Raw genomic sequence first — 26,082 nt, forward strand, 5'->3', positions numbered from 1 at the left:
TCGCCGGGGCCCCGCCGCGCGGTGGGCGGGCCGCGGTCAGGAGCGGCGGAACATACGGGTCGCCGTGATCTCGCCGTGGATGGTCTCCCCCTCCGGCGAGGGCTGGGGCAGTCCCGGGCGCAGGTGCTCCTCGACGCTGATGTACTTCAGGCCCGCCCGCAGGTCGGCGTCATTGCGCAACCGGATGACCAGCGGGAACTCGGCGAGCGCCGTGGTGTCGAACAGGCCCGTCGTGTAGAGCAGCTGGACGCCGAGGGCGTCCGAGACGGCCCGCTGGAGCTCCAGCAGGTAGGTGGCGTTCGCGCGGCCGATGGGATTGTCCAGGAACAGCGTGCCCGCGTGCCGGTGCTTGTCGCGCCCGCGGTCGTTGCTGCGCAGCGCCGCCATGGTGCAGTACAGCGCGATGGCGGCGGTGAGCAGCTGGCCGCCGGAGAAGACGTCGCCCATCTGCCCCACGGGCACCCGCTCGGCGCGCAGCACCGCGTCCGGCTTCAGGATCTCGACGGCGATGCCCTTGGGCTCCAGCGCCGCCTGGACGCCGCGCAGCAGCAGGGACATGCCGTCGCGGCGGCCGCCCTCGCCGAAGGAGGCGGCGCTGTTCTTCTTGACGGCGGCGCGGGTGGCCTCGTCGATGACCTCGCCCAGCCGCTCGGTGAGGGTGGCCTGGTCGGGCTCCTCGAAGCGGATCCGCAGGAACTCCTGTCCCGACCACTCCCCCAGGCCCTCGGGCAGCTGCGACAGGCGCTGCGCCGACCGCAGGGTGGCCAGGGCCGATTCGACGAGTCCGCGCAGCCGGTCGACGATGCTGTCGCGGTTGCGCTCCAGCTGCGCGAGCTCGTCGGTGAGGACGCGCAGCCGGGGGGCGAACGCGGTGGCCCAGGCGGCGGCGTGCTCGGGCAGCGCGGAGGCGGGCAGCTCCCGGATCTGCTGGCGCGCGGGGGTGCGTACCTGCTCGTAACGGGTCGCGTTGGCGTGCCGGACGAGGACGTCGCTCGCCTCCCGCAGCGCGGACTCGGCGGCCGAGAGGTCGGCCGCGCAGCCGCGCAGGGAGCGGCGGGCCTCGGTGGCGGACTGGCGGGCCTCCTCCAGGGTGCCCGGGTGCGCCACCGGCTCCTGCTCGGCGGTGTGGTCGGGGTGGGTGTGGTCGCGCAGCAGGTCCCGCAGGAGGGCGGCGGTCTCCTCGAAGCCGCCGGCGCCGTCCTCGGCGGTGCGGTGGGCGCGCAGCAGGTCGGCGTGGGCGGCGCGGGCGGACTCCACGGCGGCGGAGTGCGCGGCCAGCTGGGCGGTGGCCGTGCGCAGCAGGCCCTGGGCCTGTTCGGCGTCGGCGGGGACCAGTTCGCCGGGGAGCTCGGTGTGGGCGTCGCCCTCGGCGGGGGCGTGCCGTTCGGCCTCGCCGCGCAGCCGGCCGAGCTGCTCGCTCGCGGTGGACGCCCGGGACTCCAGCATCTGTACGAGGGCCTCGGCGCGGGCGGCGGCGGCCTGCCGGGAGGGGCCGTCGGCGCCGTCGGTGCCTTCGAGGAGCTGGGCGGCGCGGGTGCGGACCTTGTTGGTGAGACGGTCGAGTTCGGCGAGGGCGGCGCTCTCGTCGCTCTCGGCGCGGGCCTGTTCGGCGCGCAGGTCGGCGCCGACGCCGACCTTCTCGTAGAGCCGGGAGGCGGCGCGGTAGGCCTCGCGCAGCTCGGGGAGCGGGGCGCGCGGGGCGTCCCCGTCGGGGAGCTGGTCGGGGGCGCCGGCGATCTCGGCGCGTTCGGCGCGCAGGGCGCGGGCGGTGCGGCGGGCGTCGTCGGCGGCGCGCTGGGCGGCGCGGCGGTCCTCGTCGGCGGCGCGGGCCCGGTCCAGGCAGGCTTCGGCGCGGGCCTCGGACTCGGCGGCCTCGTCGGCGAGTTCGCGGAGCCGGGCCTGCCAGCCGGCGCGTTCGCGCAGCCGGTGGGCGAGGCCGGAGAGGAGGTCGGCGGCGCGGCGGGCCCGCTGGGCGGTGTCCTGCCGTTCGTCGCGGACCCGGGTGGCGTCGCCGGAGGCCTCGTCGGCCTCGGCGCGGGCGGTACGGGCCTCCGCGAGTTCGGCGTCGGTCTCCTCGGCGAAGGAACGGGCCGCGGCGGCGTGCTCGGCGAGTTCGGTGAGCCGGCCGGGCGGGCAGCCGGTGCGCCAGGAGGCGAGCCGGGCGGCGAGTTCGCGGTCGCCGGAGAGCCGGGCGGCGAGTTCGCGGATCTCGGTGTCGCGGGCGGTGGCCCGGGCGCGCAGGGCCTGGCGCTCCTCGTCGGCGGCGTGCTCGTCGTGCATGGCCGGGTTCGGCGAAACGATGAAAACACCGGACACGGCCGGATCGCCGTCCGCGGGGGGTGCCGGCGCCAGCAGCGCGGCGGCGGTGCCGACGGCGACGGCGGAGCGGGGCAGCAGCGCGGCGGCGGAGAGCACCTCGCGGGCGCGCTGGTGGGTGTCCGGGTCGGTGATGACGACGCCGTCGACGAGCTCGGGGCGGGCGGCGAGGACGGCGGCGTGGTCGGCGGGGTCCACGGACTGGGCCAGGTAGCGCCAGCCGGGCAGGGCCGGGATGCCGTGCTCGCCGAGGTACTCGACGGTGGCCAGGACGTCGGGGCCGGGCGGCAGCAGGCCGCCGTCGCCGAGGGCGCCCAGGATGCGGGCGTCGTCGGCGGCGGCGGTGCGCAGCTCGAAGAGCTGGCGTTCGGCGGCGCCGACGGTGTCGGCCAGCATCCGCAGCAGTTCCTCGGAGCCCCGGTCGAGGTCGGCGACCGTCAGGCCGGTGGCGCCGGAGGCGGGGCCGGAGGCGGGGCCGGCGCCCGGCCGGCCCGCGACCGCGACGGCGCCCGCGGCTCCGGAGCGGGCGGTGCCCGGGTGCCCGGAGGCGGGGACGGCGCCGCCCGCGTCGGCGTCGGCGGCCCGGGCGGGAGCGCCCGGGTCCGCGCCGGCTCCTGCCGCGCCCGCCCCCGTACCCCCGCGCGGGCGCGGGAGGAAGGTGTCGGGGGCCGACGGGAGGCCCAGCAGCTCCGCCAGGCGGGGCGCGGCGGCCAGGGAGGCGGCCGCACGCTCCTCGGCGGCGTGCGCGGCTTCGGCGGCGGCCGCGGCGTCGGCGGCGCGGGCGGCGGTGAGTTCGGCGCGGGATTCGGCGGCGGCCGCCGCGCGGGCCGCTTCGGCCGCGGTGCGGGCGGCTTCGCGGGCCTCGTCCCAGGCGCCTACGGCGGCCTTCTCGGCGTCGCTGGCGGCCAGCGCGGCGCGGGCCGGGTCGGCGTCGGGGGCGGTGTCGTCGAGCCAGCCCGCCTTCACGGCCTCGGCGGTCTCCTGCTCGACCTCGGCGAGGCGGGCCCGCAGGTGTTCGGCCTCGCTGCGGGCGCGCTGGGCGGCGGTCGCGGCGGCGGTGGCGTCGCGGTGGGCGCTCTCGCCGATGTCCTGGAGGCCGGCGGAACGCTCCTCCTCCTCGTTGGCCCGGCGTTCGCCTTCCTCGGCGGCGGTGTGCAGGGCCCGTACCAGCTCCCCGGCGGCCGTGGCACGGGCGGCGAGGGCCGGGGCCGCGTCCCGCTCCGCCTCCAGGATCGCGGCGGCGACGCGGGCCGAGCCGTCGGCGGCGGCCCGGTGGCGCAGGACGGTCTCGGCGGCCTGCCAGGCGGAGTGCAGGGTGCGCGCTTCGAGGAGTTCGCGGCGCTGGGCGGCGGCGGCCTTGTCGGCGACGGCCAGGGCCAGCGAGGCGTGCCGGTAGGCGAGTTCGGCGGCGATGGCGGCGCTGCGGGCGCGCTGCGCCTCGGCGGCGGTGACCTCGTGGGCGGCGCCGGTGACCTGCTGGGCGAGGTCGGCGGCGCGGCCGCGTTCCGCGGTGGCGCGGGCGGACAGCCGCCGGGCCAGGGTGCGGGTGCGGCGTTCGGCGCCGGCGTGGACGTCCCGCAGCCGGGAGCGGGTCTCGGCGGCCTCGACGATGCGGGTGAGGAGGTCCACGGAACCGGCGGTGAAATCGCGTTCGGCCATCAGCTCGGCGCGGCGGCCCAGCTTGTTGCCGAAGCCGTGGACCAGGTCGGCGAGGCCGTCGGTGTCCCGGGTGTCGGTGACGGCGCGCAGCAGCAGGTCGGTGAAGTCGGAGTCCTTCTTGACCGCGAAGAGGCCCGCGGCCTCCCCCTCGTCGGCGTTCATCTCGCGCTGGTAGCGGAAGAGTTCGGGGTCGAGGCCGAGTTCGGTGAGGTGCTCGTTCCAGCGGTCGTGGATCTCCTCCCAGTACACCTCCAGGTGCGGGTACGCCTTCCCGGCCTCGGTGAGCGCGTCGCGGAAGCCCTTCATCGTGCGGCGGCGGCCCTGGGCGCCGGAAGCGCCCTCGACGGGCGGGCGCACGGACGTGGCCTCGGCGACGGGGAGGTTGTCCAGGCCCAGGCCCGGGCCGGGGCGGAAGGAGTACCAGGCCTCGGCGAACTTGCGGGGGTCGCCCGAGACCTGGCGGCCGCGCCATTCGCTGACCTTCCCGACGACGACGCACTCGCCGGTCTGGGTGTGCTGCCACTCCAGGGCGACGTGGCCGCAGTCGTCGGCGAGCAGGAACTTGCGCAGCACGCCGGAGCTGGCGCCGCCGAGGGTGTTGCGGTGGCCCGGGAGCATCACCGAGAAGATCAGCTTCAGCAGGACGGACTTGCCGCCGCCGTTCTCCAGGAAGAGCACGCCCGCGGGCGCGGGGCGCCGGGGCGGGCCGGTGGGCTCGTCCTCGAAGAACTCCGCCTGCGCGGGCGCCGGGTGGGGCACCGGCTCGCCGACTCCGCGCAGGTCGAGCACGGTGTCGGCGTAGCGCGCGCCGGCGGGCCCGATGGAGTAGAGGCGGATCCGGGACAGCTCGTACATGGCGGCGGGTTCTCGCGGTCTCTCGTGGTGCGTACGGGGATCGGTGCTCGGAGCTCGGGGCTCAGGCGTGGAAGGGCAGGCCGGCGTCGGCGGCGAGCTCCAGGTCGTCGCCCTCGGGCGGCGGCAGGAGGGTGGCCGTGCCGTCGCCGACGGGGACCACGCCCAGTTCCAGGAGTTCGGCCATGGCCGCGCTGCCCGCCATGTCGCGGACCTGGAGCTGGTAGCGGGGGGTGGTGCGGTAGGTGCCGCCGGCGTCGTCGCCGGTGCGCTGGAGGAAGCCGGATTCGGTGAGGAAGGCGGCGGCCTTGCCGACGATGCCGGTCGTGGAGCCGGCCAGGCGGCGGGCGTCCTTGGTGGCGCCGGTCGCGCTGCGGCGGGCGTAGACCCGCCAGGCGGCCTCCAGGCCGGGGGCGTCGGTGGCCGGGTCGGTGTTCTCGCCGAGCTGCTCGGCGCGTTCCTCCAGGCGGCGGCAGGTCTGGCGGACGAAGGAGTCGACGCCGTTGACGGTGACGCGCCCGATGTAGCCGTCGTCGGCGAGGTCCTCGGGGCGCGGGAACGCGAGGGCGGCGACGGCGAGGTGGGCGAGGCCGTGCAGGAAGCGGTCGCCGCCGTCGGCGGCGGTGCGGCGGGCGTAGTCGCCCATGCGGACGGCGAAGACGGAGTCCTCGCCCGCGGCGACGGCCATCCCGGCGCGCGGGGACACCTCCAGCACGACCAGGCCGAGGCCGGTGGCGATGGCGTCGGCGAGCCGCCCGAAGGCGGGCTCCTCGCGGTAGCGGCGCAGCAGTTCGGCGTACTCCGCGTCGCGGGCGGGCAACAGCTTGGGCTGGAGCCCGAAGGCGACGAGCCGGGCCGCGTCGGCGGCGTCGGCGGGCGTGAGGGACCCTCCGGGGGCGGGCGCGACGGGGGCCGACGGCGCGTCGGGCTCGCTCCACGCGGGGTGCTCGGCGTGGTGGTCGCTCACGGGTGGGTCTCCTCGGCGGTGCGGTGTACGTGGTCTGCGGGGGTCCGGCGACGGACCGCCCCGGGCATCTGCCGTCCGGGGCCCGGGACGGGGGTCACTCCGACGACCGGAGCCGGCGCGGCGGCCCGGGGCGGGGCCTGGGCCGGCGCGGCGGCCCGGGCCGGTGCGGCGGCCCGGGCCCGGGGGGTCATGCCGCCTCCGAGCGGGCCGCCGCCATGCCGGCGGCGTCCAGCAGGGCGGTGCCGACGATGAGGTCCGCGCCGCCGAACTCCGGGTCATCGAGCCGGGTGCCGTCGTCCACCGCGAACAGCATCCGCTCCTCGCCCTGGCGGTACGCCGTGCCCACGGCCGGGCTCGCCGCGTGCACGGCCAGCAGCGCCACCAGGTAGGGCAGTTCCGGGTCGGCCAGGCGGGCCTCGGCGAGCAGCCCGGACAGCCGGCGCGGGGCGTCGTGCGGGAGGTCGAGGAGGCGGTTGGCGGCGGCGAGCTGCTCCTCGCTGAAGCGGCTGTCGTCGGGGGTGGCGATCAGATCGGGCTCCGGCATCTCCGCGCCCAGGTGCTCCCGCTCCACGGGCGGCGTCAGCAGGATCTCCACGAGGTCGGCGACCCGCACCGAGACGGGGGTGCGCAGGCCGGTGCCCGCCGCGAAGAAGGCGTCGGTGACCCGGACGGCCCGCTCCAGCGGCAGCGGCAGCACGGGGGCGACGAGCTGGCCGTAGAGGTCGATGCCGGAGCGCGGGGCGGGCGCGGCGAAGGCCTGCCGGTCCTGTTCGGCGCGGAAGAGCGGGCCGGCGTCCAGCAGCCGGGACTGCAGCTGGGTGTGGCGGCGGATGCAGTCCTTGACGATGTCGACGAGTTCCGCGGCGCGCCGCTTGTTGTCCGGGTCCTCCGCCTCGTCGCGGGCCTTGCGGATGTTGGTGAGGATCGCGTTCTCGTGCCGGTAGCGGTCGGCGACGTGGTCCAGGGCCTCGGCGATCATGTCCGGGACGGTCTCCAGCCAGTCCACCGCGCGGACGTTGCGCCGGGTCGCGTCGAGGGTGCGGCGCAGCGTCTCCGCGTACTGGACGGTGCGGTAGCGGGCCTGCTCGGCGGCGAGCTGCGCGTCCGCGAGGCGGCCGCGGCTGATCAGCACCTCCAGCTTGACCTCGGCCGCGATCTGCGCGCTGGTGACATCGGTGTCGAGGGCGCCGACCAGGACGTTGACGGCCTCGTCGGTGGTGCGCAGGTAGACGGCGCCGCCGTAGCCCGGCACCTCCTCGATCAGCTTGAAGTCGTAGTCGCGGCGCACGTACACGCCGTCCGGGCCGAAGGTGCCGTAGATCGCGCGGAAGCCGCGGTCCACGCTGCCCACGTTGACCAGGTTCTCCAGCACCCAGCGCGCGACGCGCTCGTGCTCGGCCGCCGGCCGGTGCGGGGCCTGGGCGGCGACGCGCGGCAGCAGACGGGCCACTATCTGCTCGTGGTCGGCGCCGGTGTCGAAGTCCATGTTGAGGGTGACGAGGTCGATCGCGGACAGCGCGACCTCCGCCATGGCGTAGACCCCGTACTCGCCGGCCAGATTGGCCTTGCGTACGTCGAGGTCGTGCAGCGGGGCGGTGCAGGCGAGGGCGCGCAGCCGCCGGGCCAGGCCCTCGTCGGCGGCCGGGCCCGGCGCCGGGGACGGAAGGGTCTTCGCCGGGGCGGGGAGAGTCACGACGGAAAGACTAGGCGGTGACACGGACAACAACCCAAACGGCATGGTTCGGCCGGATCGTCCCCGCCGTCGTCCAGGCGCGCGGGCGCCCTGTTCTACGCTCGCCGCATGGCTTCCATGATCACACCTCCCGCGGCCGCGATCGACCTCAACGCCGACCTGGGCGAGGGCTTCGGGCGGTGGACGCTGACCGACGACGAGGCGCTGCTGTCGGTCGTCACGAGCGCCAACGTGGCCTGCGGCTTCCACGCGGGCGATCCGTCGATCATGCGCCGCGTCTGCGAGCTCGCGGCCGCGCGCGGCGTACGGATCGGCGCGCAGGTCTCGTACCGCGACCTGGCCGGCTTCGGGCGGCGGTCGATGGACGTGCCGCCGGACGAACTGGCGGACGAGACCGCCTACCAGATCGGGGCCCTGGAGGTGTTCGCGCGCGCCGCCGGATCCCGGGTGTCCTACGTGAAGCCGCACGGCGCCCTCTACAACCGCACGGTCCACGACGCCGCCCAGGCGGCCGCCGTCGTGGCCGGCGTCCGCCTCGCCGCCGGGCCGGCCGGGCTGCCGGTGCTCGGGCTGCCCGGGTCACTGCTGCTCGCGGCCGCCGGGGAGGCCGGGCTGACGGCCGTACCGGAGGCCTTCGCCGACCGGGCCTACACGGCGGCCGGCACGCTCGTGCCGCGCGGCGGGCCGGGCGCCGTGATCCACGATCCGGACACGGTGGTCGCCCGGGCCGTGGGGATGGCCGCCGGGGGCGCGGTGGAGGCCGCCGACGGGAGCCGGATCGCGGTGGCGGCCCGCTCGCTGTGCCTGCACGGGGACACCCCGGGCGCGGCGGAACTGGCCCGCCGGGTCCGCGCGGCGCTCGGCGGGGCCGGGGTGCGGGTGGAGGCCTTCGCGTGAGGACGCTGGTGGTGGGCGACGGGGCGCTGCTGGTGGAGGTGGACTCGGCGGGCGAGGTGGCCGCGCTCCACGCCGAACTGCTGCGCCGCCGGGACGCGGGCGAGCTGGGCCCCGTACGGGAGGTCGTGCCGGCCGCGCGGACGGTGCTGCTGGACGGCGTGGCGCGGCCGCGGGCGCTGGCGGCGCGGATCGCGGGCTGGGAGGTGCCGCCGCTCGCGGAGGCCGAGGGGCCGCTGGTCACCGTCCCGGTGCGGTACGACGGGCCGGACCTCGCGGAGGTGGCGGGCGCCTGGGGGGTCGGGCCGCGGGAGGTGCCCCGGCTGGTCGGGGGCATCGTCTTCCGGGTGGCCTTCTGCGGCTTCGCCCCCGGCTTCGGCTACCTCACCGGGCTCCCGGAGCGGCTGCGCCTGCCCCGCCGCGCCACGCCCCGTACGGCCGTCCCGGCGGGGTCGCTGGCGCTGGCCGGGGAGTACGCGGGGGTCTACCCGCGCTCCTCCCCCGGCGGCTGGCAGCTGATCGGCTCCACCGACGCGGTGCTGTGGGACCCGGCGCGGGAGCCGGCGGCGCTGTTCGCGCCCGGGGTGCGGGTGCGGTTCACGGAGGCGGGGGCATGAGCGGGCTGCTGGTGCTGCGGGCGGGCGCGCTGACCACCGTGCAGGACCTGGGCCGCCCCGGGTACGCGCACCTGGGCGTCCCCCGCTCGGGCGCCCTGGACACCGCCGCGCACGCCCTGGCCAACCGGCTGCTGGGCAACCCGGCCGGCGCGGCCACCCTGGAGACCACCTTCGACGGGGTCACCCTGCGCGCCCTGACCCCGGTCACGGTGGCCGTGACCGGGGCTCCCTGCGCGGTACGGATCTCCGGGCGCCCGGCGGCCTGGGGTGCGCCGGTCCGGCTGCGGGCGGGGGCGGAGCTGGACGTGGGCCGGGCGGAGTCGGGGCTGCGCGGCTATGTCGCCGTGCGGGGCGGGTTCGCCGTCCAGCCGGTGCTGGGCAGCCGCGCGACGGACCTGCTCTCGGGGCTCGGGCCGCCGCCCCTGGAGGGGGGCACGGTGCTGCCGGTGGGCCCGCCCGGCCCGGATCCGGTGTCCGGGGCGGACGCCCCGGCGCTGCCGGGGGCCCCGGCGGAGCTGGTGCTGCCCCTGCGGACGGGGCCCCGGGCCGACTGGTTCACGCGGGACTCGCTGGCCCGGCTGCTGTCCGCGCGCTACCGGGTGGCGGCGGCCTCGAACCGGATCGGCCTGCGCACGGAGGCGGGGCCGCCGCTGACCCGCTCCCGGCCCGGGGAACTGCCGAGCGAGGGGATGGTGCTGGGTGCGGTGCAGGTTCCCCCGGACGGCCTGCCGGTGGTGTTCCTGGCCGACCACCCGGTGACGGGCGGCTACCCGGTGGTCGGCGTGGTCCCCCCGGGCCCGGCCCTGAACGCGGCGGCCCAGGCCCGACCGGGGGTGGGGGTCAGGTTCGTGGCGGCGGGGGCGGCGGGCGCTGCGGGGTAGGGGGCCGGATGGGTGGCGGCGGGGCTGCGGGGGGGGGGGGGAACCCCGGCGGTATGCCCTGGAGCGGTCTCGCGGAGGGGTTGGGGGCTTCCCGCCAGTCCACTGTCCTTCCGTGCCGGGCCGGTCCCTCAAGGGCGCTCCTTCGTCGCGTCGCTTCGCGATGGCCTTCGGCCACCCTTGACCGACCGTCCCGTCCCGGAATGCCAAAGACTGTCGGGAAGCCCCCAAAGGAACGGTCGGGTCTGCACAGACGAGGAGCGGCCCCGTCAGAGACGACGATCTCTGACTCCGCCCAAGAACAGCCACCACCTCTCGGCCCTCTCACAGCCAGATTCCGCACCCAACAGGGACTTCTCCACATCCACGGCCAACCAGAACAGCCAACGGGCCCTACCAGCGCGTCAGATCGCTACGCGCTTCGCTCGGATTGGCGACTGCGGCCCGTCCGTGGCCGAGCAGACGAGCTCAGTGGGGGGATCGGGCTTGGACGACCAGGGAAGTGACGACGAGGTGGTGGAAGGGCTCGATCAGCCGGAAGTGGACACGGCAGATCGGTCGGTTGAAGCGAACGACCCTGCTCCAGACGCCTTCCAGGCCTGAGCCATTGGTCCAGGGCCGTATGGCCAACGAGGCACGGAAGTCCAGGTGCTTGTCGTCGTTACCGCACAGGTCTCGTCCTCATCGACCACAAGGACCCTGAAGGGGACCTTCCGTACATCCAGTTCGACGCGGGTGACCGGTGCCTGACCGCGCTCCTGCGCCCGAAGGCCGAAGGGGACAAGAACAGCCGCCGAAGCCCTCGGCGTCCGTGCCGGCGGGAAGGTCGACCGATGCCTCATCGGCTCACATGCCTCGCTGGTTCGCACGAGGATCAGGCCCCCATACACGCGATCACCCCACGACCGTGGGCTGCTTATGTCCGGCCACGGACGGGCCGCAGTCGCTGAGCCGAGAGAAGCGCGTAGCGATCTGACGCGCTGGTAGGGCCCGTTGGCTGTCCTGGTTGGCCGTGGATGTGGAGAAGTCCCTGCCCGGTCCGGAATGGGGCTGTGAGAGGGCCGAGAGGCGGGGGCTCTTGGGCGGAGTCAGAGATCATCGTCTCTGACGGGGCCGCTCCTCGTCTGTGCAGACCAGACCGTTCCTTTGGGGGCTTCCCGACAGTCTTTGGCATTCCGGGACGGGACGGTCGGTCAAGGGTGGCCGAAGGCCATCGCGAAGCGACGCGACGAAGGAGCGCCCTTGAGGGACCGGCCCGGCACGGAAGGACAGTGGACTGGCGGGAAGCCCCCAACCCCTCCGCGAGACCGCCCCAGGGCACCCCGCCGGGGTTCCCCCGCAGCCCCGCCGCCACCCCACGTCACCACCCCCCCTACACCACCCCCCCTACACCGCCCCCCCTACACCGCCGACTCCGACTCCGGGGTGATGCGGCTGCGGACCGCCGACTGGACGTCCTCCTCCTCCGCCGGGTCCGCCGCCAGGCGGCGCAGGCGGGGGGCGACGCGGGCGTCGGCCGTCTCGGCGTGGCGGGCCGCCACCTCGCGGGTGGTCTCCTCGCAGTCCCAGAGGCATTCGACGGCGAAGCCGGCCGCGAAGGTGGGGTCCGTGCTGGCCAGGGCGCGGGCGGCGCGGCCGCGCAGGTGGGAGGAGGCCGTTTCGCGGTAGATGTGCCGCAGCACCGGCGCCGCGCAGCCGATGGAGAGCCGGCCGGCGCCGTCGACCAGGGTGAAGAGCCGGACGGAGTCCGGGCCGGAGCCGCGGACGGTGGAGCGCAGGGCGCCGAGCACGAGCCCGGCGTCGTCGGCGTCGCCGCGGGCCGCGAGGAGGGCCGCCGCGGCCGCTCCCAGGGCGTCGGGGCGGTGCACCCACATCCGGGCCCGGTCGAGGGCGGCCGGGCCGCACATGCGCTCGTAGGCGGCCACCGCGGGTTCGTCCCCGGCGGCTTCGATGAGGTCCAGGACGGCCGGGTTCTCCGGTTCGGCGAGGACCAGGTGGTGCAGGGCGGTGGCCCGGGCGGCCTCGCCGTCGGCTCCGGCGGCGGCCGCGAGGACCGCGGGGCGGTCCTCGGGCCCGGCCACGGCGGCGAGGCAGCGGGCTGCGGGGACGTGCAGCGGGGTGCCGCGGCGCAGGCCGTCGGCGGCCCAGTCGAAGACGGCCTGGACGCCCCAGCCGGGCCGGGGGCCGCTGGGGGTCAGCTGGCGCTGCCAGCGGTCGAAGGAGCCCTGCTGGCGGGCGGCGCGCAGGCGCTCCCCGTAGCGCGGGGTCTCCTCCCACAGGCACCACGGCCGGGGCTCGTAGGCGTCGCGGACGGCGGCGGCCAGCCGCGCCCCGCCCTCGGCGGTGTCGGGGAAGCGGGCGAGGACGGGGTCGGCGAGGGAGCGCAGTCCCTCGTCGTCGTCGCGCAGGGCGAGTTCGTCCAGGGCCCAGGACCAGTTGGCGCCGGAGGCGGCGTAGCGGCGCAGCAGCATGAGCGCGTCGTCGCGGCCGTACGAGGCGAGGTGACCGAGGACGGACAGGGCGAGGCCCGTCCGGTGCTCGTCCTCGTCGACGAGGTCTTCGGCGGCGAAGAGGTGCGCCTCGATCTCGCCGAGGGGGCCGTCGAGGTCCAGGTAGAGCCTGGCGTAGTACAGGGAGCGGTTCTCCACCTGCCAGTCCTGGCGCGGGTCGCGGAGCACGCAGTGGTCGAGGGCCGCGAGGGCCTCGGGCCGGGGCGCCGCGAGGGCGTGCAGCGTGCCGTCGCCGCGGCCCCGCTGGAGGAGCCCGAGCAGGGTGCCGCTCGGCGCTATGACTGGTTCGAACATGGGAATGGCCTCAAATCAAGCTGGGGACGCAACCGGGAATCGGGATTCACAGGGCCGCGTAACAGCATGTGAGGACGTCCGCCGTCATGTTCCGCTCGATGTAGACCATTGCCTTCTCACTCTCGTCGGTGCTTCGCGCTGTGCCGGCCGGGGCGGCAGGGGTGGGGGTGGACGCCCGTGGTGTCCAGCCCGCTCCTGCCCGTCCGTCATGTTCGCGAATCGAATCCGTCGCCATGATGACCCAGGCGGTTTGTGCGCCGCGACCACATTTAAGGCCGCCGTGACCAAGCCGTGAGCTCTCGGCCCGGTCCTGGCCGGGCGGGGCCCGGAAAAAAGCGGACTACTTGGCTCCGAAGAGTTCCAGCAGGTCGGCCTTGGCGAACATGCGGGCCGTGTCCACGGCGGAGGGGGTTCCGGCGTTCGGGTCGGCTCCGCCGGCGAGCAGCGCGCGGATGACGGCCTCCTCGCCCTTGAAGACGGCTCCGGCGAGCGGGGTCTGGCCGCGGTCGTTGGCGCGGTCGGCCTCGGCGCCGCGGGCCAGCAGGGCGGTGACGGCGTCGGCGTGGCCGTGGTAGGCGGCGAGCATGACGAGGGTGTCGCCGCGGTCGTTGGTGAGGTTGGCGGGGACCCCGGCGTCGAGGTAGGCGGTCAGCATCCCGGTCTCGCCCTGACGGGCGAGGTCGAAGATCTTGGTGGCCAGCTCGATGACGTCCGCGTCGGGAGCGTCGGCCGCGTCGTCCTGGTGCTCGCTCATCGGTGGTGCCGCCTTTCACTCGCTGCTCGTATGGTTCGCCGCTTCGGCAAGAGTTTCCCCAGGCCGGGCGGGCAGGGGGGCGCACGGCACTGCGTCCGTACGGGTGAATCGACAGGGTAGCGCCCGGCGTGGGACATGGCGGGCGCGGACCGCGGCAAGGATGCCCCTCGCCCGGGTCCCCACACCCCGGGCGGCGGACGCGCCAGCCGGAGTGGGCCGGTCAAGTGAAAATCCAGCGGATTCACCCGTATGCACCTTTTGTCGCATTGATACTTCCTGTGAGCCTGGAAGTACTGATGGTGACCGTCCCCACCCACCAGGAGAACTGCTCATGGTCCTGTCCATCTCAGGTGTCGTCCTGCTCGGCATCATCTGCTTCCTCTTCTTCAAGAAGGACGGCATGAAGGCGACGCACGCGGTCGTCTGCGCGCTCTTCGGCTTCTTCCTCGCAGGCTCCGCCATCGCCCCGAGCATCACGGCGAGTACGGCGAGCCTCGCGAGCCTGCTCGGCGGGATCAAGCTCTAGACCGCCCCGACCGCACCGTCCCCGCCCCACCACCACTCCAGGAGACGACCGTGGCCCGGCGCCCACTCCCCCGAATCCTCAGCAGCGGCACCGCGTCGCTCGCACGGGGCCGCGACTTCGCTCGCACGGCCGCCGACAGCGCCACGGACGTCCTCCATCCGCTCCTCACGATCGGACGCGGCCTGCGCATCCTGGCCGCCGCCGGCCGCCGCCGGTGGGCGGCGACCCCCAAGGACAGACGCGGTCCCGCGCTGTTCCTGGGCGCCGCCGTCGTCCTCGCGGTCGCGCTCGTCCCCTACGGTCCCCTCGTCGCCCTGATCACCCTCATGGCGGCGGCGGCCTGGCAAGGGCGCGACCGCACCCCGGTGAAGACCGGGCCGAGCGACGCCGAGACCGAACGGCTGGGCTCCCTCTACGAGGCCCTCGTGCCGTACTTCTCCATCCCGGAGGACCCCAGTCCGCTCTTCGCCCACGGCGGCAACTGGGACGAGGCCTTCAGTGACTACGCGTTCGACGCCGCGGGCCGCGTCACCCGGCTCCGGATCCGCTACCCCGCCTACTTCACCGACGGCGAGGCCGCCTCGCGGGCCCGGATCGAGGCGCTGCTGCACGCCAAGTCCGGACGCGGACGGGAGTACCACTTCGACTGGGACGAGGAGGGCAACCAGCTCGGCCTGCGCGTGCTGGCGCCGCTGCCCACCGGAATCGCCGCCCAGCCCTTCGTGACCTCGCCCGGCGAGACCGTCCTCGGCTTCACCGACGCGGGGGGCGTACAGCGCACCCTGCCCGTGATCGAGGGCGACGAGCCCCGCGACGTGCCGCCCGTGATCTGGCGGACCGGCCCCCGCTCCACCGAACCGCACCTGCTGGCCGTCGGACAGCCCGGCGGCGGCACCTCCACCCTGCTGCGCTCCATCGCGCTCCAGGCCCTGCGCCACGGCGGCGAAGTGATGATCGTCGAGGGCGGCGGCAGTGGCGAGTACGTCTGCCTGGCCGGCCGCGAGGGTGTCCTCGCCGTCGAGTGCGGCCCGACCGGAGCCCTGGCCACCCTCGAATGGGCCGCCCACGAGACGGAACGCCGTCTGATCGCCACCCACCGGGCGCGCGAGGCCGGCCGCCCCGCCCCCGAGGACGCCAAGCGGCCCCTGTGGATCCTGCTCGACCGGCCCAGCGTGCTCGCGCACCTCGCGGCCGCCGACGGCCGCCCCGACCCCCTGGCGCAGCTCCAGGTGCCGCTGCGGCACGGGCGCGCCGCGCACATCACGGTGGTGGTCGCCGAGCAGTTCGACCACCTGGAGCTGCTGCACGACGCCGTCTGGCAGCACACCCGGGCCCGGATCGTCCTCGGACCGGCCACCCTCCAGCAGATCACCGACGTCCTGGGGCTCCCCCCGCACACCACCCCGCCCGCGCAGCCGCCGCCGGGCCGCGGGTACGCCCGGCTCGGCACCGGGCCGGTGCACCGGCTCCAGGTCCCGGCCACGCCGGATCCGTACGACGACGGCACCCATCCCGGACACCGCCAGGCGGTGCTGGAGCTGCTCCCCGAGCGGCAGGCCCAGCCCGGGGGCGGCGGGCCGGGGAACGCGACCGCGTCCAGGCCGCTCCAGCCCCCGGCGCAGGCCCAGGGCTCCTCGATCGACGCCGCGCAGACGCCGGAGGTCCCGGCGGAGGCCCCGTAGGACCACCCCGGCAGCGCCCGTCCCGGACCCCGCCGCCCCTACGCCACGAACGTGCGCGGCGGCTCCGCCCCGCTGCCGCCCGCTCCGGTGCCCACCAGCCGGGCCGCCGCCGCGAGCCGGGCGGCGGCCTCCTCGGCCACCGGGCCGCCCACGGTGAACGGCAGCCGGACGTACCCCTCGAAGGCACCGTCCACCCCGAACCGGGGCCCCGAGGGGACCCGGACGCCGACCCGCTCCCCCACCTCCGCCAGCCGCGACCCGGACAGCCCGCCCGCCCGGGCCCACAGGGTGAGCCCGCCGCGCGGCACGTCGAACTCCCACTCCGGCAGCTCCCGGCGCACCGCCGCGACGAGCGCGTCCCGGTTGTCGCGGGCCTGCTCGCGGCGGATCCCGACGGCCTCCTCCCAGCCTCCGGTGCGCATCAGCCAGTTCACCGCGAGCTGCTCCAGCACCGGGGTGCCGAGGTCGGCGTAGGCGCGCGCGGCGACCAGGCTGCGGATCACGTCGGGGGCCGCGCGGACCCAGCCGATCCGCATCCCCGCCCAGAAGGCCTTGCTGGCGGAGCCGACGGTGATCACCGTGGAGCCGGCCGGATCGAAGGAACAGACCGGGCGCGGCATGTCCAGGTCCGCCTCCAGCTGGAGTTCGGCCATCGTCTCGTCGGCGATCAGCACGGTCCCGGCGGAGCGGGCGGCCTCGACCATGGCGCGCCGCTGGTCCTCGGAGGCGAGGGCGCCGGTGGGGTTGTGGAAGTCGGCGACGACGTACGCGAGGCGGGGGGCGGCGTCGCGCAGGACCTGGCGCCAGACGTCCATGTCCCAGCCGCCGAGTCCGCCGGCCATCGCGACGGGTACCAGGCGGACGCCGGCGGCGCGCATGAGCTGGAGGATGTTGGCGTAGGAGGGGGATTCGACGGCGATCCGCTCGCCGCGGCCCGCGAAGAGGCTGCAGATGGCGTCGATGGCGCCCATCGCGCCGGTGGTGACCATGATCTGCTCGGGCATGGTCGGGATGCCGCGTTCGGTGTAGCGGTCGGCGAGCATCCGGCGCAGCGCGGGCAGTCCGGCCGGGTAGTCCCCGTGGGTGTGCGCGTAGGGCGGGAGTTCCTCCAGCGCCCCCTGGACGGCCTTGGTGAGCCAGGGTTCGGGGGCCGGGAGGGCGGCGCACCCGAGGTCGATCATGGAGCCGAGGGACTCGGGCGGCAGGGGTTCCAGGCCCCGGGCGGGGAGCGGGTTCCCGGCCGGTACGGAGGTCCAGCTGCCGGCGCCCCGGCGGGATTCCAGGAAGCCCTCGCCGCGCAGGGCCTCGTACGCGGCGGCGACGGTGGTGCGGCTGAGGGAGAGGGCGACGGCCAGTTCCCGTTCGGCGGGCAGCCGGGCGGCGACGGGGACGCGCCCCTCCAGGACGAGCAGCCGGATGCCGTCGGCGAGGGCGCGGTAGGCGGGCGACTTGCGGGCTCCGGGCGCGCCGGGCCGGTCCTGCTGGGAGGTGATCAGACGGGCGAGCTGTGAGGCACCGACCGCTGAGGTCCACTGAGCCATGGCGTCCGGTCCACCTTCGTCGAATTGGCCTCGGCGGGCGGGCGCCGGGGCCGGTATTGGATTGGTTCCGCGGGCCCCAGGGTGTCATGGGGCGGTCCATTGGGGCCAGAGGGGCTCCCGTCCGGCCGTCCGGGGGGAAGGGCGTTCACCTTCCGGCCATGCGTGCGCTCCCGCCCCGACGAGCACAGCGGGCATACTGCGGCCGTGACCCACGTACGCCTGCGCCACCCCTACCTCGACCACCCCGCTCCGATCCCCTTCGCCCACCGGGGCGGGGCGGCGGACGGGCTGGAGAACACCGCCGCCGCGTTCCGCCGGGCGGCCGCCGCCGGCTACCGGTACTTCGAGACCGACGTGCACGCGACGGCCGACGGGAAGCTGGTGGCCTTCCACGACGCGACGCTGGACCGGGTGACCGACGGGCGGGGCCGGATCCGCGAGCAGTCCTGGAGCCGGGTGCGCGAGGTGCGGGTGGCGGGCACCGAACCGCTGGCGCTGTTCGAGGAGCTGCTGGAGGAGTTCCCCGGGGCGCGCTGGAACGTGGACGTCAAAGACGAGTCGGCCCTGCACCCGCTGGTGAACCTGATCGCGCGGGCCGGCGTCTGGGACCGGGTGTGCGTGGGCTCCTTCTCGGAGAGCCGGGTGGCACGGGCGCAGAAGATCGCGGGTCCCCGGCTGGCGACCTCGTACGGGGTCCGCGGGGTGGTGGGGCTGCGGCTGCGGTCCTTCGCGATCCCGGCGGCCCTGCGGGTGGGCGCGGTGGCCGCGCAGGTGCCGGAGACCCAGGCGGGGATCCGGGTGGTGGACCGGCGCTTCGTGCGGACCGCGCACGAGCGGGGTCTCCAGGTGCACGTGTGGACCGTGAACGAACCGGAACGCATGGAGTCGCTGCTGGACCTGGGGGTCGATGGCATCATGACCGACCGGATCGACATCTTGCGCACGGTGCTGGACCGGCGCGGGGCCTGGGCCTGACGGGCTCGCGGGCCGCCGCGCCCGGTGTGGCGGACGGCGCGTACGGGGACCAGCGAGGGGGCGCTCATGAGCGAGCGGACGCAGGACGAAGCGGAAGCCGGGGCGGAGGACGGCAGAGCGGCCGCCGCCGCGCGCAAGCGGGAGCAGCACGGCTGGTACTTCTACGACTTCGCCTGCTCGGTGTATTCGACGAGCGTGCTGACCGTGTTCCTCGGGCCCTATCTGACCTCGGTGGCCAAGGCCGCGGCGGACCCGGAGGGGTACGTCCACCCGCTGGGGATCCCGGTCAGGGCCGGGGCGTACTTCGCCTACTCGGTGTCGGCCTCGGTGATCGTGGCCGTGCTGATCATGCCGCTGGTGGGCGCGATGGCGGACCGGACGGGCCGCAAGAAGCCGCTGCTCGCGGCGGCCGCGTACACGGGGGCGGTGGCGACGGCCGGGATGTTCTTCCTGGACGGTGACCGCTACCTGCTGGGCGGGCTGCTGCTGGTGGTGGCGAACGCCTCGCTCTCGCTGTCGATGGTGCTCTACAACGCCTACCTGCCGCAGATCTCCACGCCGGACGAGCGGGACACCGTCTCCTCGCGCGGCTGGGCCTTCGGCTACACCTCGGGCGCCCTGGTGCTGGTGCTGAACCTGGTGCTGTTCCAGGGGCACGATTCCTTCGGCCTGTCCGAGGGCGCGGCGGTGCGGATCTGCCTGGCGTCGGCGGGGGTGTGGTGGGGGGCGTTCGCGGTCATCCCGCTGCGCCGGCTGCGCGACCGGGCTGTGGTGCGGGAGCCGGGCGCGGGCCCGGCCGTCAGCGGCTGGAAGCAGCTGGTGGCGACGCTCAAGGACATGCGGCGCTACCCGCTGACCCTGTCGTTCCTGCTGGCGTACCTGATCTACAACGACGGCGTGCAGACGGTGATCTCCCAGGCCTCGGTGTACGGGTCGCAGGAGCTGGAGCTGGAGCAGTCGACCCTGATCGTGGCGGTGCTGCTGGTCCAGGTGCTGGCGGTGGCCGGCGCGCTGGGCATGGGCCGCCTCGCGCTCGCGTACGGGGCGAAGCGGACGATCCTCGGCTCGCTGGCGGCGTGGGCGCTGACGCTGGCGGCCGGCTACTTCCTGCCGGCCAGGACCCCGGTGTGGTTCTTCGCGCTGGCCGCGATGATCGGGCTGGTGCTGGGCGGCAGCCAGGCGCTGTCGCGCTCGCTGTTCTCGCATCTGGTCCCGGCGGGCAAGGAGGCGGAGTACTTCTCGGCGTACGAGATGAGCGACCGCGGGCTGAGCTGGGTGGGGCCGCTGGTCTTCGGGCTGACCTACCAGCTGACGGGCAGCTACCGGGACGCGATCATCTCGTTGGTGGTCTTCTTCGCACTGGGTTTCGTGCTCCTCGCGCGGGTGCCGGTGCGGCGCGCGGTGGAGGCGGCGGGGAATCCTGTTCCCCTACGCATCTGAGCGCGCTCCGGGGCCCGGTCGGACCCCGGCCCGGGCCCCGGCCGGACCCGGATTCACGAACGAATTCCGAACGAATTTCGACGTTGAAGCGAAGGGCCGGTAGTGTACGCCTTTGGCCTGCCAGCCGGACCGTTACTGCGCGCTTGAGAAGTGTAGACGTTGGGTGACATCTGCTGCCAGATGTGACAAAACGGGCACCGGTGGGTACAACAAGGGGCGGCACGACGGGCGACGCACGACCCGGAGCGGGAATCTATACCGCCGACCGGACGTTGACCGGATGACGACGACAGCGACACCTGTCCTGTGGGCGACAAAGCCCGGGAGGCACGATTCATGAGTGAGCGAGCTCTCCGCGGTACGCGGCTCGTGGTTACCAGCTACGAGACGGACCGCGGCATCGATCTGGCCCCGCGCCAGGCGGTGGAGTACGCATGCCAGAACGGACATCGTTTTGAGATGCCGTTCTCGGTTGAGGCAGAAATTCCGCCGGAGTGGGAGTGCAAGGCGTGCGGCGCCATGGCACTCCTGGTGGACGGGGACGGGCCCGAAGAGAAGAAGGGCAAGCCCGCGCGAACGCACTGGGACATGCTCATGGAGCGACGCACCCGCGAGGAGCTGGAGGAGGTGCTGGCCGAGAGGCTGGCCGTCCTGCGCTCCGGCGCCATGAACATTGCCGTGCATCCGCGGGACAGCCGCAAGTCCGCCTAGCCGGGGACTGAGCACGCAATAAGCCGAGGGGCCCCGCCACACCAGTGGCGGGGCCCCTCGGCTCTTGTGCGTCGTTCCGTCACGGGGCCAGCGGCGGGCGGTACGCGGAGTCCGGGCCGCCAGCGGGCCGGTCCTCCCGGACGACCTCGCCCGGGACGACCTTGCCGTCGGGGTAGTGGATGCGGGCCTGGGTGAAGGCGTCCCCGAAGCCGCCGGGGGCGGCCGCGGCGATCCGCCGCTCCAGGCCGCGCTCGGCCCGGCGGGCCACGAAGGCGCGTACGGGCGGGAGCAGCAGGAGCAGGCCGGCCACGTCGGAGAGCAGTCCGGGCATGATCAGCAGCAGGCCGGCCAGCATCATCATGCCGTTGCCCGAGCCCTTGGCGGGCTGCGGGGGCGCCGGCCGCTCGCCGGCCATCGCCTGGGCCTGGGCCTGGGCCTGGGCCTGCTGGAACGTACGGGTGAGGTTCTGGAAGGCCCGTCGGCCGGCCCGCTTGATGACCACCACACCCAGCACCATGGCGCCCGCCAACAGCAGGGCGACGGTCAGGCCGCCGGCCGCTCCGGCGACCAGGCCGAGCAGCCAGATCTCCAGGATCAGCCAGGCGGCGACCGCGAGGGGAACGAAGGTACGGGGGCGCGAACGCCGCCGGGGGGCCGTAGCAGTGCCGGTCCCCAAGGATCCAGTGCCGGTCGTCATACCACCCAGTGTGCCGCGTCCGGGTTAAAAGCGGCCTCAGCCGGAGGTACCGGACATCCCCTAGGGGGTGTGCGTCAGCGCTTGCCGCCGGTCAGCTTGGCCGCGCGCTCCTTGAGGCCCCACTGGGTGACCCGCCACAGGGCCTCGACCACGATGTCCTTGCTCATCTTGCTGTCGCCGAGCTCGCGCTCCACGAAGGTGATGGGGACCTCGACCACGTGGAAGCCCTTGCGGACGGCCCGGCGGGCCAGGTCGACCTGGAAGCAGTACCCGGCCGAGGCGACCTCGTCGAGCCCGAGCCCCTCCAGCGTCTCGCGCCGGAAGGCGCGGTAGCCGCCGGTCACGTCCCGGATCGGGACGTCCAGCATCAGGCGGGAGTACGTGGACCCGCCCCGGGAGAGGAACTCCCGGCTCTTGGGCCAGTTGACCACCCGGCCGCCGGGCACCCAGCGGGAGCCGAGCACGAGGTCGGCGCCGCCCAGGGCGGTGAGCAGGCGGGGCAGTTCCTCGGGCTGGTGGGAGCCGTCGGCGTCCATCTCGACGATGACGCCGTAGCCGTGCTCCAGGCCCCAGGCGAAGCCCGCGAGATAGGCGGCGCCGAGCCCTTCCTTGCCCTTGCGGTGCAGGACGTGGACGTGGTCGTCGGCGGCGGCCAGCTCGTCGGCGAGCTTGCCGGTGCCGTCGGGACTGTTGTCGTCGGCGACCAGGATGTGCGCCTGCGGCACGGCGGCCCGCACCCGGCCGGTGATCAGGCCGATGTTCTCGGCCTCGTTGTACGTCGGAATGATCACCAGGGTGGTGCCGAGCGGCCCGTAGGTCCGCTGTCCGCCGTCGCTCACTGGGTCCCCTTGCGTCTTTCTCGTCCGACCGGCCTCGACCGACCCGTCACAGCAGGATGATTTTAGAACAGCGATCGGGGCCGGCGGTCCTTCGGGCCGGACCGGCTCCCACTGGCTGCGGGCCGCCGTGACCGTTGTCTACTGGACCACCGGACCCCGACCCGGGGCCACCCTCCCCCGAGCTCCTCCGGAGCGGGGGGACCCCCGTCCCGGCGAAACCTTCCCTCGCCCCCGAGGCGCGGGTGCGCTGAGCGGACGGGTCCACCGGCACGGACGTCCTGTGATGGACCCGGCGAACCTATCCGGGTCGAGCCGCCCGTACCGAACCGAGGCAGGGCGGATCACCCCTGTGGCCGTACGAATACCTCCCGGCCGCCGACGACCGTCGCCAGGCACACCGGCAGCTCCCGGCCGGGGCTCAGATCGGGCAGTCCGGGGGTGCCGGAGCGGGGGTCGGTGGACCAGCGGGCGACGCGGTCGTCGGGGGCCTGTACGACCAGTTCCCCGGTCTGCCAGACCGCGTAGTCGGCGGGGGCGCCCGGCACCAGGGTGCCCGCGTCGTCGCGCCCCAGGGCCCGCCAGCCGCCCCGGGTGTGGGCGGCGAAGGCGGCCCGTACGGAGATCCGGTGCGCGGGGGTGCGGTGGAAGGCGGCCGCGCGGACGGTGCCCCACGGGTCGAGCGGGGTGACGGGGGCGTCGGAGCCGAAGGCCAGCGGGACGCCCGCCTTGAGCATCGCCGCGTACGGGTTGAGGGTGCGGGCGCGCTCGGCGCCGAGCCGGTCCGCGTACATGCCCTCGTCCCCGCCCCAGGCGGCGTCGAAGGCCGGCTGCACGGAGGCCGTCAGGCCCAGCTCGGCGAAGGCGGCGATGGTGGCCGGGGTCATCATCTCGGCGTGCTCGACCCGGTGCCGGGCGGCCCGGACCCGCTCCAGCCCGACCTGCTCGGCGGCGGCCCGCACCCCCTCGACGACGGCGCCGACGGCCGCGTCCCCGATGGCGTGGAAGCCGGCCTGGAGCCCCGCCACGGTGCAGGCGGCCACGTGGTCGGCGACGGCCCGCGCGTCCAGGTACGCGGTGCCGGTGTGGGCGGCGTCGGCGTACGGGGCGTGCAGGCAGGCGGTGTGCGAGCCGAGCGCGCCGTCCACGAAGAGGTCGCCCGCGGCGCCGACGGCGCCGAGTTCCTTCGCGCGGGCGAGGTCCCGGTCGGCCCAGTAGCCGAAGACCCGCGGTCCGGGGCGCTGCCCGGCCAGCTCCAGCAGGGCGGTGAAGTCCTCGGCCGAGGAGATGTCGGGCCCGCCGCACTCGTGGAGCGAGCCGATGCCGAGGGAGGCGGCCCGGTCGAGGGCGGCCCGCTGGGCCTCGGCGCGCTGGGCGGGGGTGACCGCGGCCAGCGCGGCCCGCCGTACGGCGTGGTGGTCGTCCCGGGTCAGCGGCTCGTCCCCGTGCGGCCGCAACCCGGGCACGAGGTCCAGCAGGGCGGTGGTGACGACGGCCGAGTGCACGTCGATCCGGCTCAGGTACAGGGGACGGCCGCCGGTGGCCCGGTCGAGCTCCGCCCGGTGCGGGGGGCGCCGCTCGGGCCAGCGGGCCGCGTCCCAGCCGTGCCCGAGGAGCACCCGGTCGCCGGGCCGGCGCCCGGCGTACGCGCGTACGAGCTCCAGCGCCTCGGGGAGCGAGCGGGCGCCGGTCAGGTCGAGGCCGGTGAGGGCGAGCCCGGTGGACGTGATGTGGACGTGGGCGTCGGTGAACGCGGGAGTGACGAGGGCCCCGCCGAGGTCGACGACCTCGTCCACGCCCCGCGCGAAGGCGTCGGCGGCCCCCTCGGAGCCCACCCAGGCGACGTGCCCGCGCTCGACGACCATCGCGGTGGCGAACGGATCGGCGGGGCTGTGCACCTCGCCTCCGCGCAGCAGGACGGTACGGGCGGGTGCGGGGGCGGTGCGGTCGGTCATGGGGACCAGTCTCGCCCCTGCCCCGCCCGGCCCGTGACCGGGGTGGGCGGCGCGGCGCGGGAGCGGATCAGATCCGGGGCGGGCGGGCTTCGTAGGGGGTGGAGAGGACGACGGTGGTCCGGGTCGAGACGTGGGCCAGGGCGCGCAGGCGGCCCAGCAGGTCCTCCAGCTCCAGCGGGGTGGCCACGCGGACCTTGAGGATGTAGTTCTCGTCGCCCGCGACGCTGTGACATGCCTCGATCTCGGGTACGCCGGCCAGCCGCTCGGCGATGTCGTCGGGATCGCTGGGGTCGAACGGCTTGACCGAGATGAAGGCGGTCAGGGGCAGCCCGACGGCCTCGGGGTCGACGACGGCCGCGTAGCCGCGGATCACGCCGCGCTGCTCCAGGCGGCGTACTCGCTGGTGGACCGCCGACGTGGACAGGCCCGTGGCCTTGCCCAGGTCCGTGTAGCTCATCCGCCCGTCCCGTACGAGCAGATCCACGATCTGGCGGTCCAGCTCCTCCATTGCGCTCATAGCCGCTCAACCTATTGCCCCGGACCGCTCCAGGCACAGCGGTGTCCACGGGGAAGGGCCCCGGAAGCGGCACCTGCGCCGGGCATGTGACCAAAGCCACAGGGGTGTACGGGCGTACAACGGGCTCTCGCGGTTACTCGTGCCGCGCGGCGGGAAGTGCTTGGTGTGGCCGTGGCCGAAGAACCTGCCCGCCACGGCCCACCCGAGGGGGAATACATCCATGCTGAACACCAAGCGCACCGGTCGCAGCGCACCGGAGCCCGCGGAACCGCTCGATACCGCGTTCGCGGACGACGAGGACTTCCTCGACGACGCGGACGGCTTCGAGGTCCACCACGCGGTCTGCCCCGACTGCGGCCAGTCGATCGCCCTCGTCGCCGACGAGGAGCACCTGCCGCAGCACGCGCTGTGCCCGAGCCCGTGGAACCCCTTCGGGCTCACGGTGTGCGCGGGCACCGGGCGGCCGGTCTCGGACGCGCTGGCGACGGTGGGCCTGTTCCCGTCGGAGGTGCGGGAGCTGGAGGCGGTGGTCCACTTCGACCTGCCGCAGGGTCTCGACTGGCGGACGCAGCCCTTCTCGCACGTCGGCGGTCCGGGCTCGCGTCCCGTGCGGGCGGTGGCGGCCCCGCTGCCGCGGATGCGCCAGCACGCGCAGGCCGCCTGAGCCCGCGTTACCAGTAGCTGCCCTGCACCATGGCGGCGAGGCTGTCGTGGTGCAGGATCAGCCCGTCCGGGTCCGCGGGGACCTCGACCTCCCCGAAGTGCGCCTGCCGGTAGGCGATGCGCAGCATGACGATCCCGTGCCGCAGGGCGGCGTAGAGGGTGTGGAACTCCATGTCCCGGGGGGTGTGCCCGGTGAGCGCGGCGTAGCTGCGTTCGATGTCGTCGCGGCGCAGGAAGTCCGGCAGGCCGCTCTGGCCGAAGCCGACGGTCAGGTCCTGGAAGAAGCGGTGCAGGTAGACGGTCCAGCCGAGGTCGACCTCGCGGGGGGCGTAGGCGGCCATCTCCCAGTCGAGGACGGCGACGGGCGTGAAGCCGTCGTAGACGACGTTCCCGATGCGGGCGTCGCCCCAGTTCAGGACGGGTTCTCCCTCGTCGGCGGGCCAGAGTTCCTCCAGCCGGTCGAAGGCGCGTTCCAGCAGGGGTGAGCGGGCGAGGCCGTCCACGACCCAGGCGTAGTAGGCGCGCTGGCCCTCGACGTGGCGGCGCAGCGGGCTGCCGTCGCCCGGGGGCAGCAGGAAGGCGGCCTCCTTCGCGGGGAAGCCGTCGTGCAGGCGGGCCAGCAGGGAGACGGTCGCCTCCTGGAGCCCGGCGCGCTCGGCGTCGGTGGCGGCGTGCAGCCAGTTCCCCTCGTAGGTGTAGGGCATGACGTCGGGCGGTACGCGGCCCTCGGCGCGGGCCATCACGAAGAACGGCGCCCCGAGCGGGGCGGGGTCCTCCTCCAGCCACAGGGTGCGCGGGACGGGGAGGTCGGTGTGTGCGGCGACCAGGCTCATCACGCGGTGCTGGCGCGGCATGTCGTAGGAGGGGAAGACGGTGTAGGCGGCCGGGTCGGCGGCCAGGCGCAGGGCGCAGGCGCGGACGGGGGCGTCGGGGTGCTCGATGTCGAAGAGCAGGGTCTCGCTGGACATGCCGTTGGAGGCGGGGACGGTGGCGCCGGTCACCTCGGCCCCGGGGAGGTGGCGGCCGAGCCAGGTTTCGAGGCGGCGGCCGAGCTCCCCGGGCTCGCGGGTGGAGGTGCGCGGGCGTGGTGCGGTGGCCATGGACG

General features: G+C 75.2%; 22 protein-coding genes. 9 read left to right on the plus strand and 13 right to left on the minus strand.

Annotated features, from left to right (window positions below; genetic code table 11):
* Positions 1-36: 36 nt before the first annotated feature.
* From ACFYYT_RS21345 to ACFYYT_RS21360, 4 genes are all read right to left on the minus strand, one after another.
* Positions 37-4,830 carry a hypothetical protein gene (locus ACFYYT_RS21345; protein ID WP_388608883.1) on the minus strand — a complete coding sequence of 1,598 codons (4,794 nt, stop codon included), beginning with the start codon at positions 4,828-4,830 and terminating at the stop codon, positions 37-39.
* A 61-nt stretch (positions 4,831-4,891) separates the two neighbouring features.
* Complete coding sequence (locus ACFYYT_RS21350) at positions 4,892-5,794, minus strand: hypothetical protein (protein ID WP_351831779.1); 903 nt, start codon at positions 5,792-5,794, stop codon at positions 4,892-4,894.
* Positions 5,791-5,985, minus strand: coding sequence for a hypothetical protein (locus ACFYYT_RS21355; protein WP_388608886.1), 195 nt, complete (start codon positions 5,983-5,985; stop codon positions 5,791-5,793). The genes ACFYYT_RS21350 and ACFYYT_RS21355 overlap by 4 nt, the downstream gene beginning before the upstream one ends.
* Positions 5,982-7,532 carry a hypothetical protein gene (locus ACFYYT_RS21360; RefSeq protein ID WP_351831715.1) on the minus strand — a complete coding sequence of 517 codons (1,551 nt, stop codon included), beginning with the start codon at positions 7,530-7,532 and terminating at the stop codon, positions 5,982-5,984. Before ACFYYT_RS21360 ends, ACFYYT_RS21355 begins: the two co-directional genes overlap by 4 nt.
* A 63-nt stretch (positions 7,533-7,595) precedes the next feature.
* On the opposite strand from ACFYYT_RS21360, the gene ACFYYT_RS21365 reads away from it, so the two are divergent.
* From ACFYYT_RS21365 to ACFYYT_RS21375, 3 genes are read left to right on the plus strand one after another with little or no spacing between them, the layout of a single operon-like run.
* On the plus strand, positions 7,596-8,384 hold the full coding sequence (locus ACFYYT_RS21365) for a 5-oxoprolinase subunit PxpA (RefSeq protein ID WP_351831712.1): 789 nt from the start codon (positions 7,596-7,598) through the stop codon (positions 8,382-8,384).
* Positions 8,381-8,998: an allophanate hydrolase subunit 1 gene (locus ACFYYT_RS21370; RefSeq protein WP_351831709.1), complete on the plus strand. Its 618-nt coding sequence runs from the start codon at positions 8,381-8,383 to the stop codon at positions 8,996-8,998. Before ACFYYT_RS21365 ends, ACFYYT_RS21370 begins: the two co-directional genes overlap by 4 nt.
* Positions 8,995-9,879, plus strand: coding sequence for a biotin-dependent carboxyltransferase family protein (locus ACFYYT_RS21375; RefSeq protein WP_351831706.1), 885 nt, complete (start codon positions 8,995-8,997; stop codon positions 9,877-9,879). Before ACFYYT_RS21370 ends, ACFYYT_RS21375 begins: the two co-directional genes overlap by 4 nt.
* A 465-nt stretch (positions 9,880-10,344) precedes the next feature.
* On the opposite strand, the gene ACFYYT_RS21380 is transcribed toward ACFYYT_RS21375, so the two are convergent.
* The 3 genes from ACFYYT_RS21380 to ACFYYT_RS21390 form a co-directional block, all read right to left on the minus strand.
* Positions 10,345-10,506 (minus strand): hypothetical protein, encoded by a 162-nt coding sequence (locus ACFYYT_RS21380; RefSeq protein ID WP_351831881.1) that lies wholly within the window; start codon positions 10,504-10,506, stop codon positions 10,345-10,347.
* A gap of 770 nt (positions 10,507-11,276) precedes the next feature.
* Positions 11,277-12,680 (minus strand): HEAT repeat domain-containing protein, encoded by a 1,404-nt coding sequence (locus ACFYYT_RS21385; RefSeq protein WP_351829446.1) that lies wholly within the window; start codon positions 12,678-12,680, stop codon positions 11,277-11,279.
* A gap of 340 nt (positions 12,681-13,020) precedes the next feature.
* Positions 13,021-13,434: an ankyrin repeat domain-containing protein gene (locus ACFYYT_RS21390; protein ID WP_351829443.1), complete on the minus strand. Its 414-nt coding sequence runs from the start codon at positions 13,432-13,434 to the stop codon at positions 13,021-13,023.
* Between the two features lie 331 nt (positions 13,435-13,765).
* On the opposite strand from ACFYYT_RS21390, the gene ACFYYT_RS21395 reads away from it, so the two are divergent.
* Positions 13,766-13,960, plus strand: a complete 195-nt coding sequence (locus ACFYYT_RS21395; RefSeq protein ID WP_266578360.1) for a hypothetical protein — start codon at positions 13,766-13,768, stop codon at positions 13,958-13,960.
* Positions 13,961-14,010: 50 nt separating this feature from the next.
* On the plus strand, positions 14,011-15,642 hold the full coding sequence (locus ACFYYT_RS21400; RefSeq protein WP_351829440.1) for a hypothetical protein: 1,632 nt from the start codon (positions 14,011-14,013) through the stop codon (positions 15,640-15,642).
* A gap of 38 nt (positions 15,643-15,680) precedes the next feature.
* Here the strand turns inward: ACFYYT_RS21400 and ACFYYT_RS21405 are convergent, their stop codons facing one another.
* The gene (locus ACFYYT_RS21405; RefSeq protein WP_351829437.1) at positions 15,681-17,183 is read right to left on the minus strand and encodes a PLP-dependent aminotransferase family protein; all 1,503 of its coding nucleotides are present in this window, start codon (positions 17,181-17,183) and stop codon (positions 15,681-15,683) included.
* A 204-nt stretch (positions 17,184-17,387) separates the two neighbouring features.
* On the opposite strand from ACFYYT_RS21405, the gene ACFYYT_RS21410 reads away from it, so the two are divergent.
* From ACFYYT_RS21410 to ACFYYT_RS21420, 3 genes are all read left to right on the plus strand, one after another.
* Positions 17,388-18,158: a glycerophosphodiester phosphodiesterase family protein gene (locus tag ACFYYT_RS21410; RefSeq protein WP_351829434.1), complete on the plus strand. Its 771-nt coding sequence runs from the start codon at positions 17,388-17,390 to the stop codon at positions 18,156-18,158.
* Positions 18,159-18,224: 66 nt separating this feature from the next.
* Complete coding sequence (locus ACFYYT_RS21415; RefSeq protein WP_351829432.1) at positions 18,225-19,598, plus strand: MFS transporter; 1,374 nt, start codon at positions 18,225-18,227, stop codon at positions 19,596-19,598.
* A 336-nt stretch (positions 19,599-19,934) separates the two neighbouring features.
* On the plus strand, positions 19,935-20,309 hold the full coding sequence (locus ACFYYT_RS21420; RefSeq protein ID WP_007262928.1) for an RNA polymerase-binding protein RbpA: 375 nt from the start codon (positions 19,935-19,937) through the stop codon (positions 20,307-20,309).
* Positions 20,310-20,388: 79 nt separating this feature from the next.
* Here the strand turns inward: ACFYYT_RS21420 and fxsA are convergent, their stop codons facing one another.
* The 4 genes from fxsA to ACFYYT_RS21440 all read right to left on the minus strand — a co-directional run bounded on the left by fxsA (position 20,389) and on the right by ACFYYT_RS21440 (position 24,305).
* On the minus strand, positions 20,389-21,006 hold the full coding sequence (gene fxsA, locus ACFYYT_RS21425) for an FxsA family membrane protein (RefSeq protein WP_351829429.1): 618 nt from the start codon (positions 21,004-21,006) through the stop codon (positions 20,389-20,391).
* Positions 21,007-21,080: 74 nt separating this feature from the next.
* Positions 21,081-21,845, minus strand: coding sequence for a polyprenol monophosphomannose synthase (locus ACFYYT_RS21430; RefSeq protein WP_351829426.1), 765 nt, complete (start codon positions 21,843-21,845; stop codon positions 21,081-21,083).
* 341 nt (positions 21,846-22,186) lie between these two features.
* Entirely contained in the window at positions 22,187-23,797 is a 1,611-nt protein-coding gene (locus tag ACFYYT_RS21435; RefSeq protein WP_351829423.1) for an amidohydrolase, read from the minus strand.
* A 67-nt stretch (positions 23,798-23,864) separates the two neighbouring features.
* Positions 23,865-24,305: an Lrp/AsnC family transcriptional regulator gene (locus ACFYYT_RS21440; RefSeq protein ID WP_266581396.1), complete on the minus strand. Its 441-nt coding sequence runs from the start codon at positions 24,303-24,305 to the stop codon at positions 23,865-23,867.
* 229 nt (positions 24,306-24,534) lie between these two features.
* On the opposite strand from ACFYYT_RS21440, the gene ACFYYT_RS21445 reads away from it, so the two are divergent.
* Positions 24,535-24,978 carry a hypothetical protein gene (locus ACFYYT_RS21445; protein WP_351829421.1) on the plus strand — a complete coding sequence of 148 codons (444 nt, stop codon included), beginning with the start codon at positions 24,535-24,537 and terminating at the stop codon, positions 24,976-24,978.
* A gap of 7 nt (positions 24,979-24,985) precedes the next feature.
* Here the strand turns inward: ACFYYT_RS21445 and ACFYYT_RS21450 are convergent, their stop codons facing one another.
* Positions 24,986-26,077, minus strand: coding sequence for a phosphotransferase family protein (locus tag ACFYYT_RS21450; protein ID WP_351829418.1), 1,092 nt, complete (start codon positions 26,075-26,077; stop codon positions 24,986-24,988).
* Positions 26,078-26,082: the final 5 nt, after the last annotated feature.

Origin of the sequence: Streptomyces sp. NPDC002032 (assembly GCF_042890765.1) — a bacterium.
GTDB lineage: Bacteria > Actinomycetota > Actinomycetes > Streptomycetales > Streptomycetaceae > Streptomyces.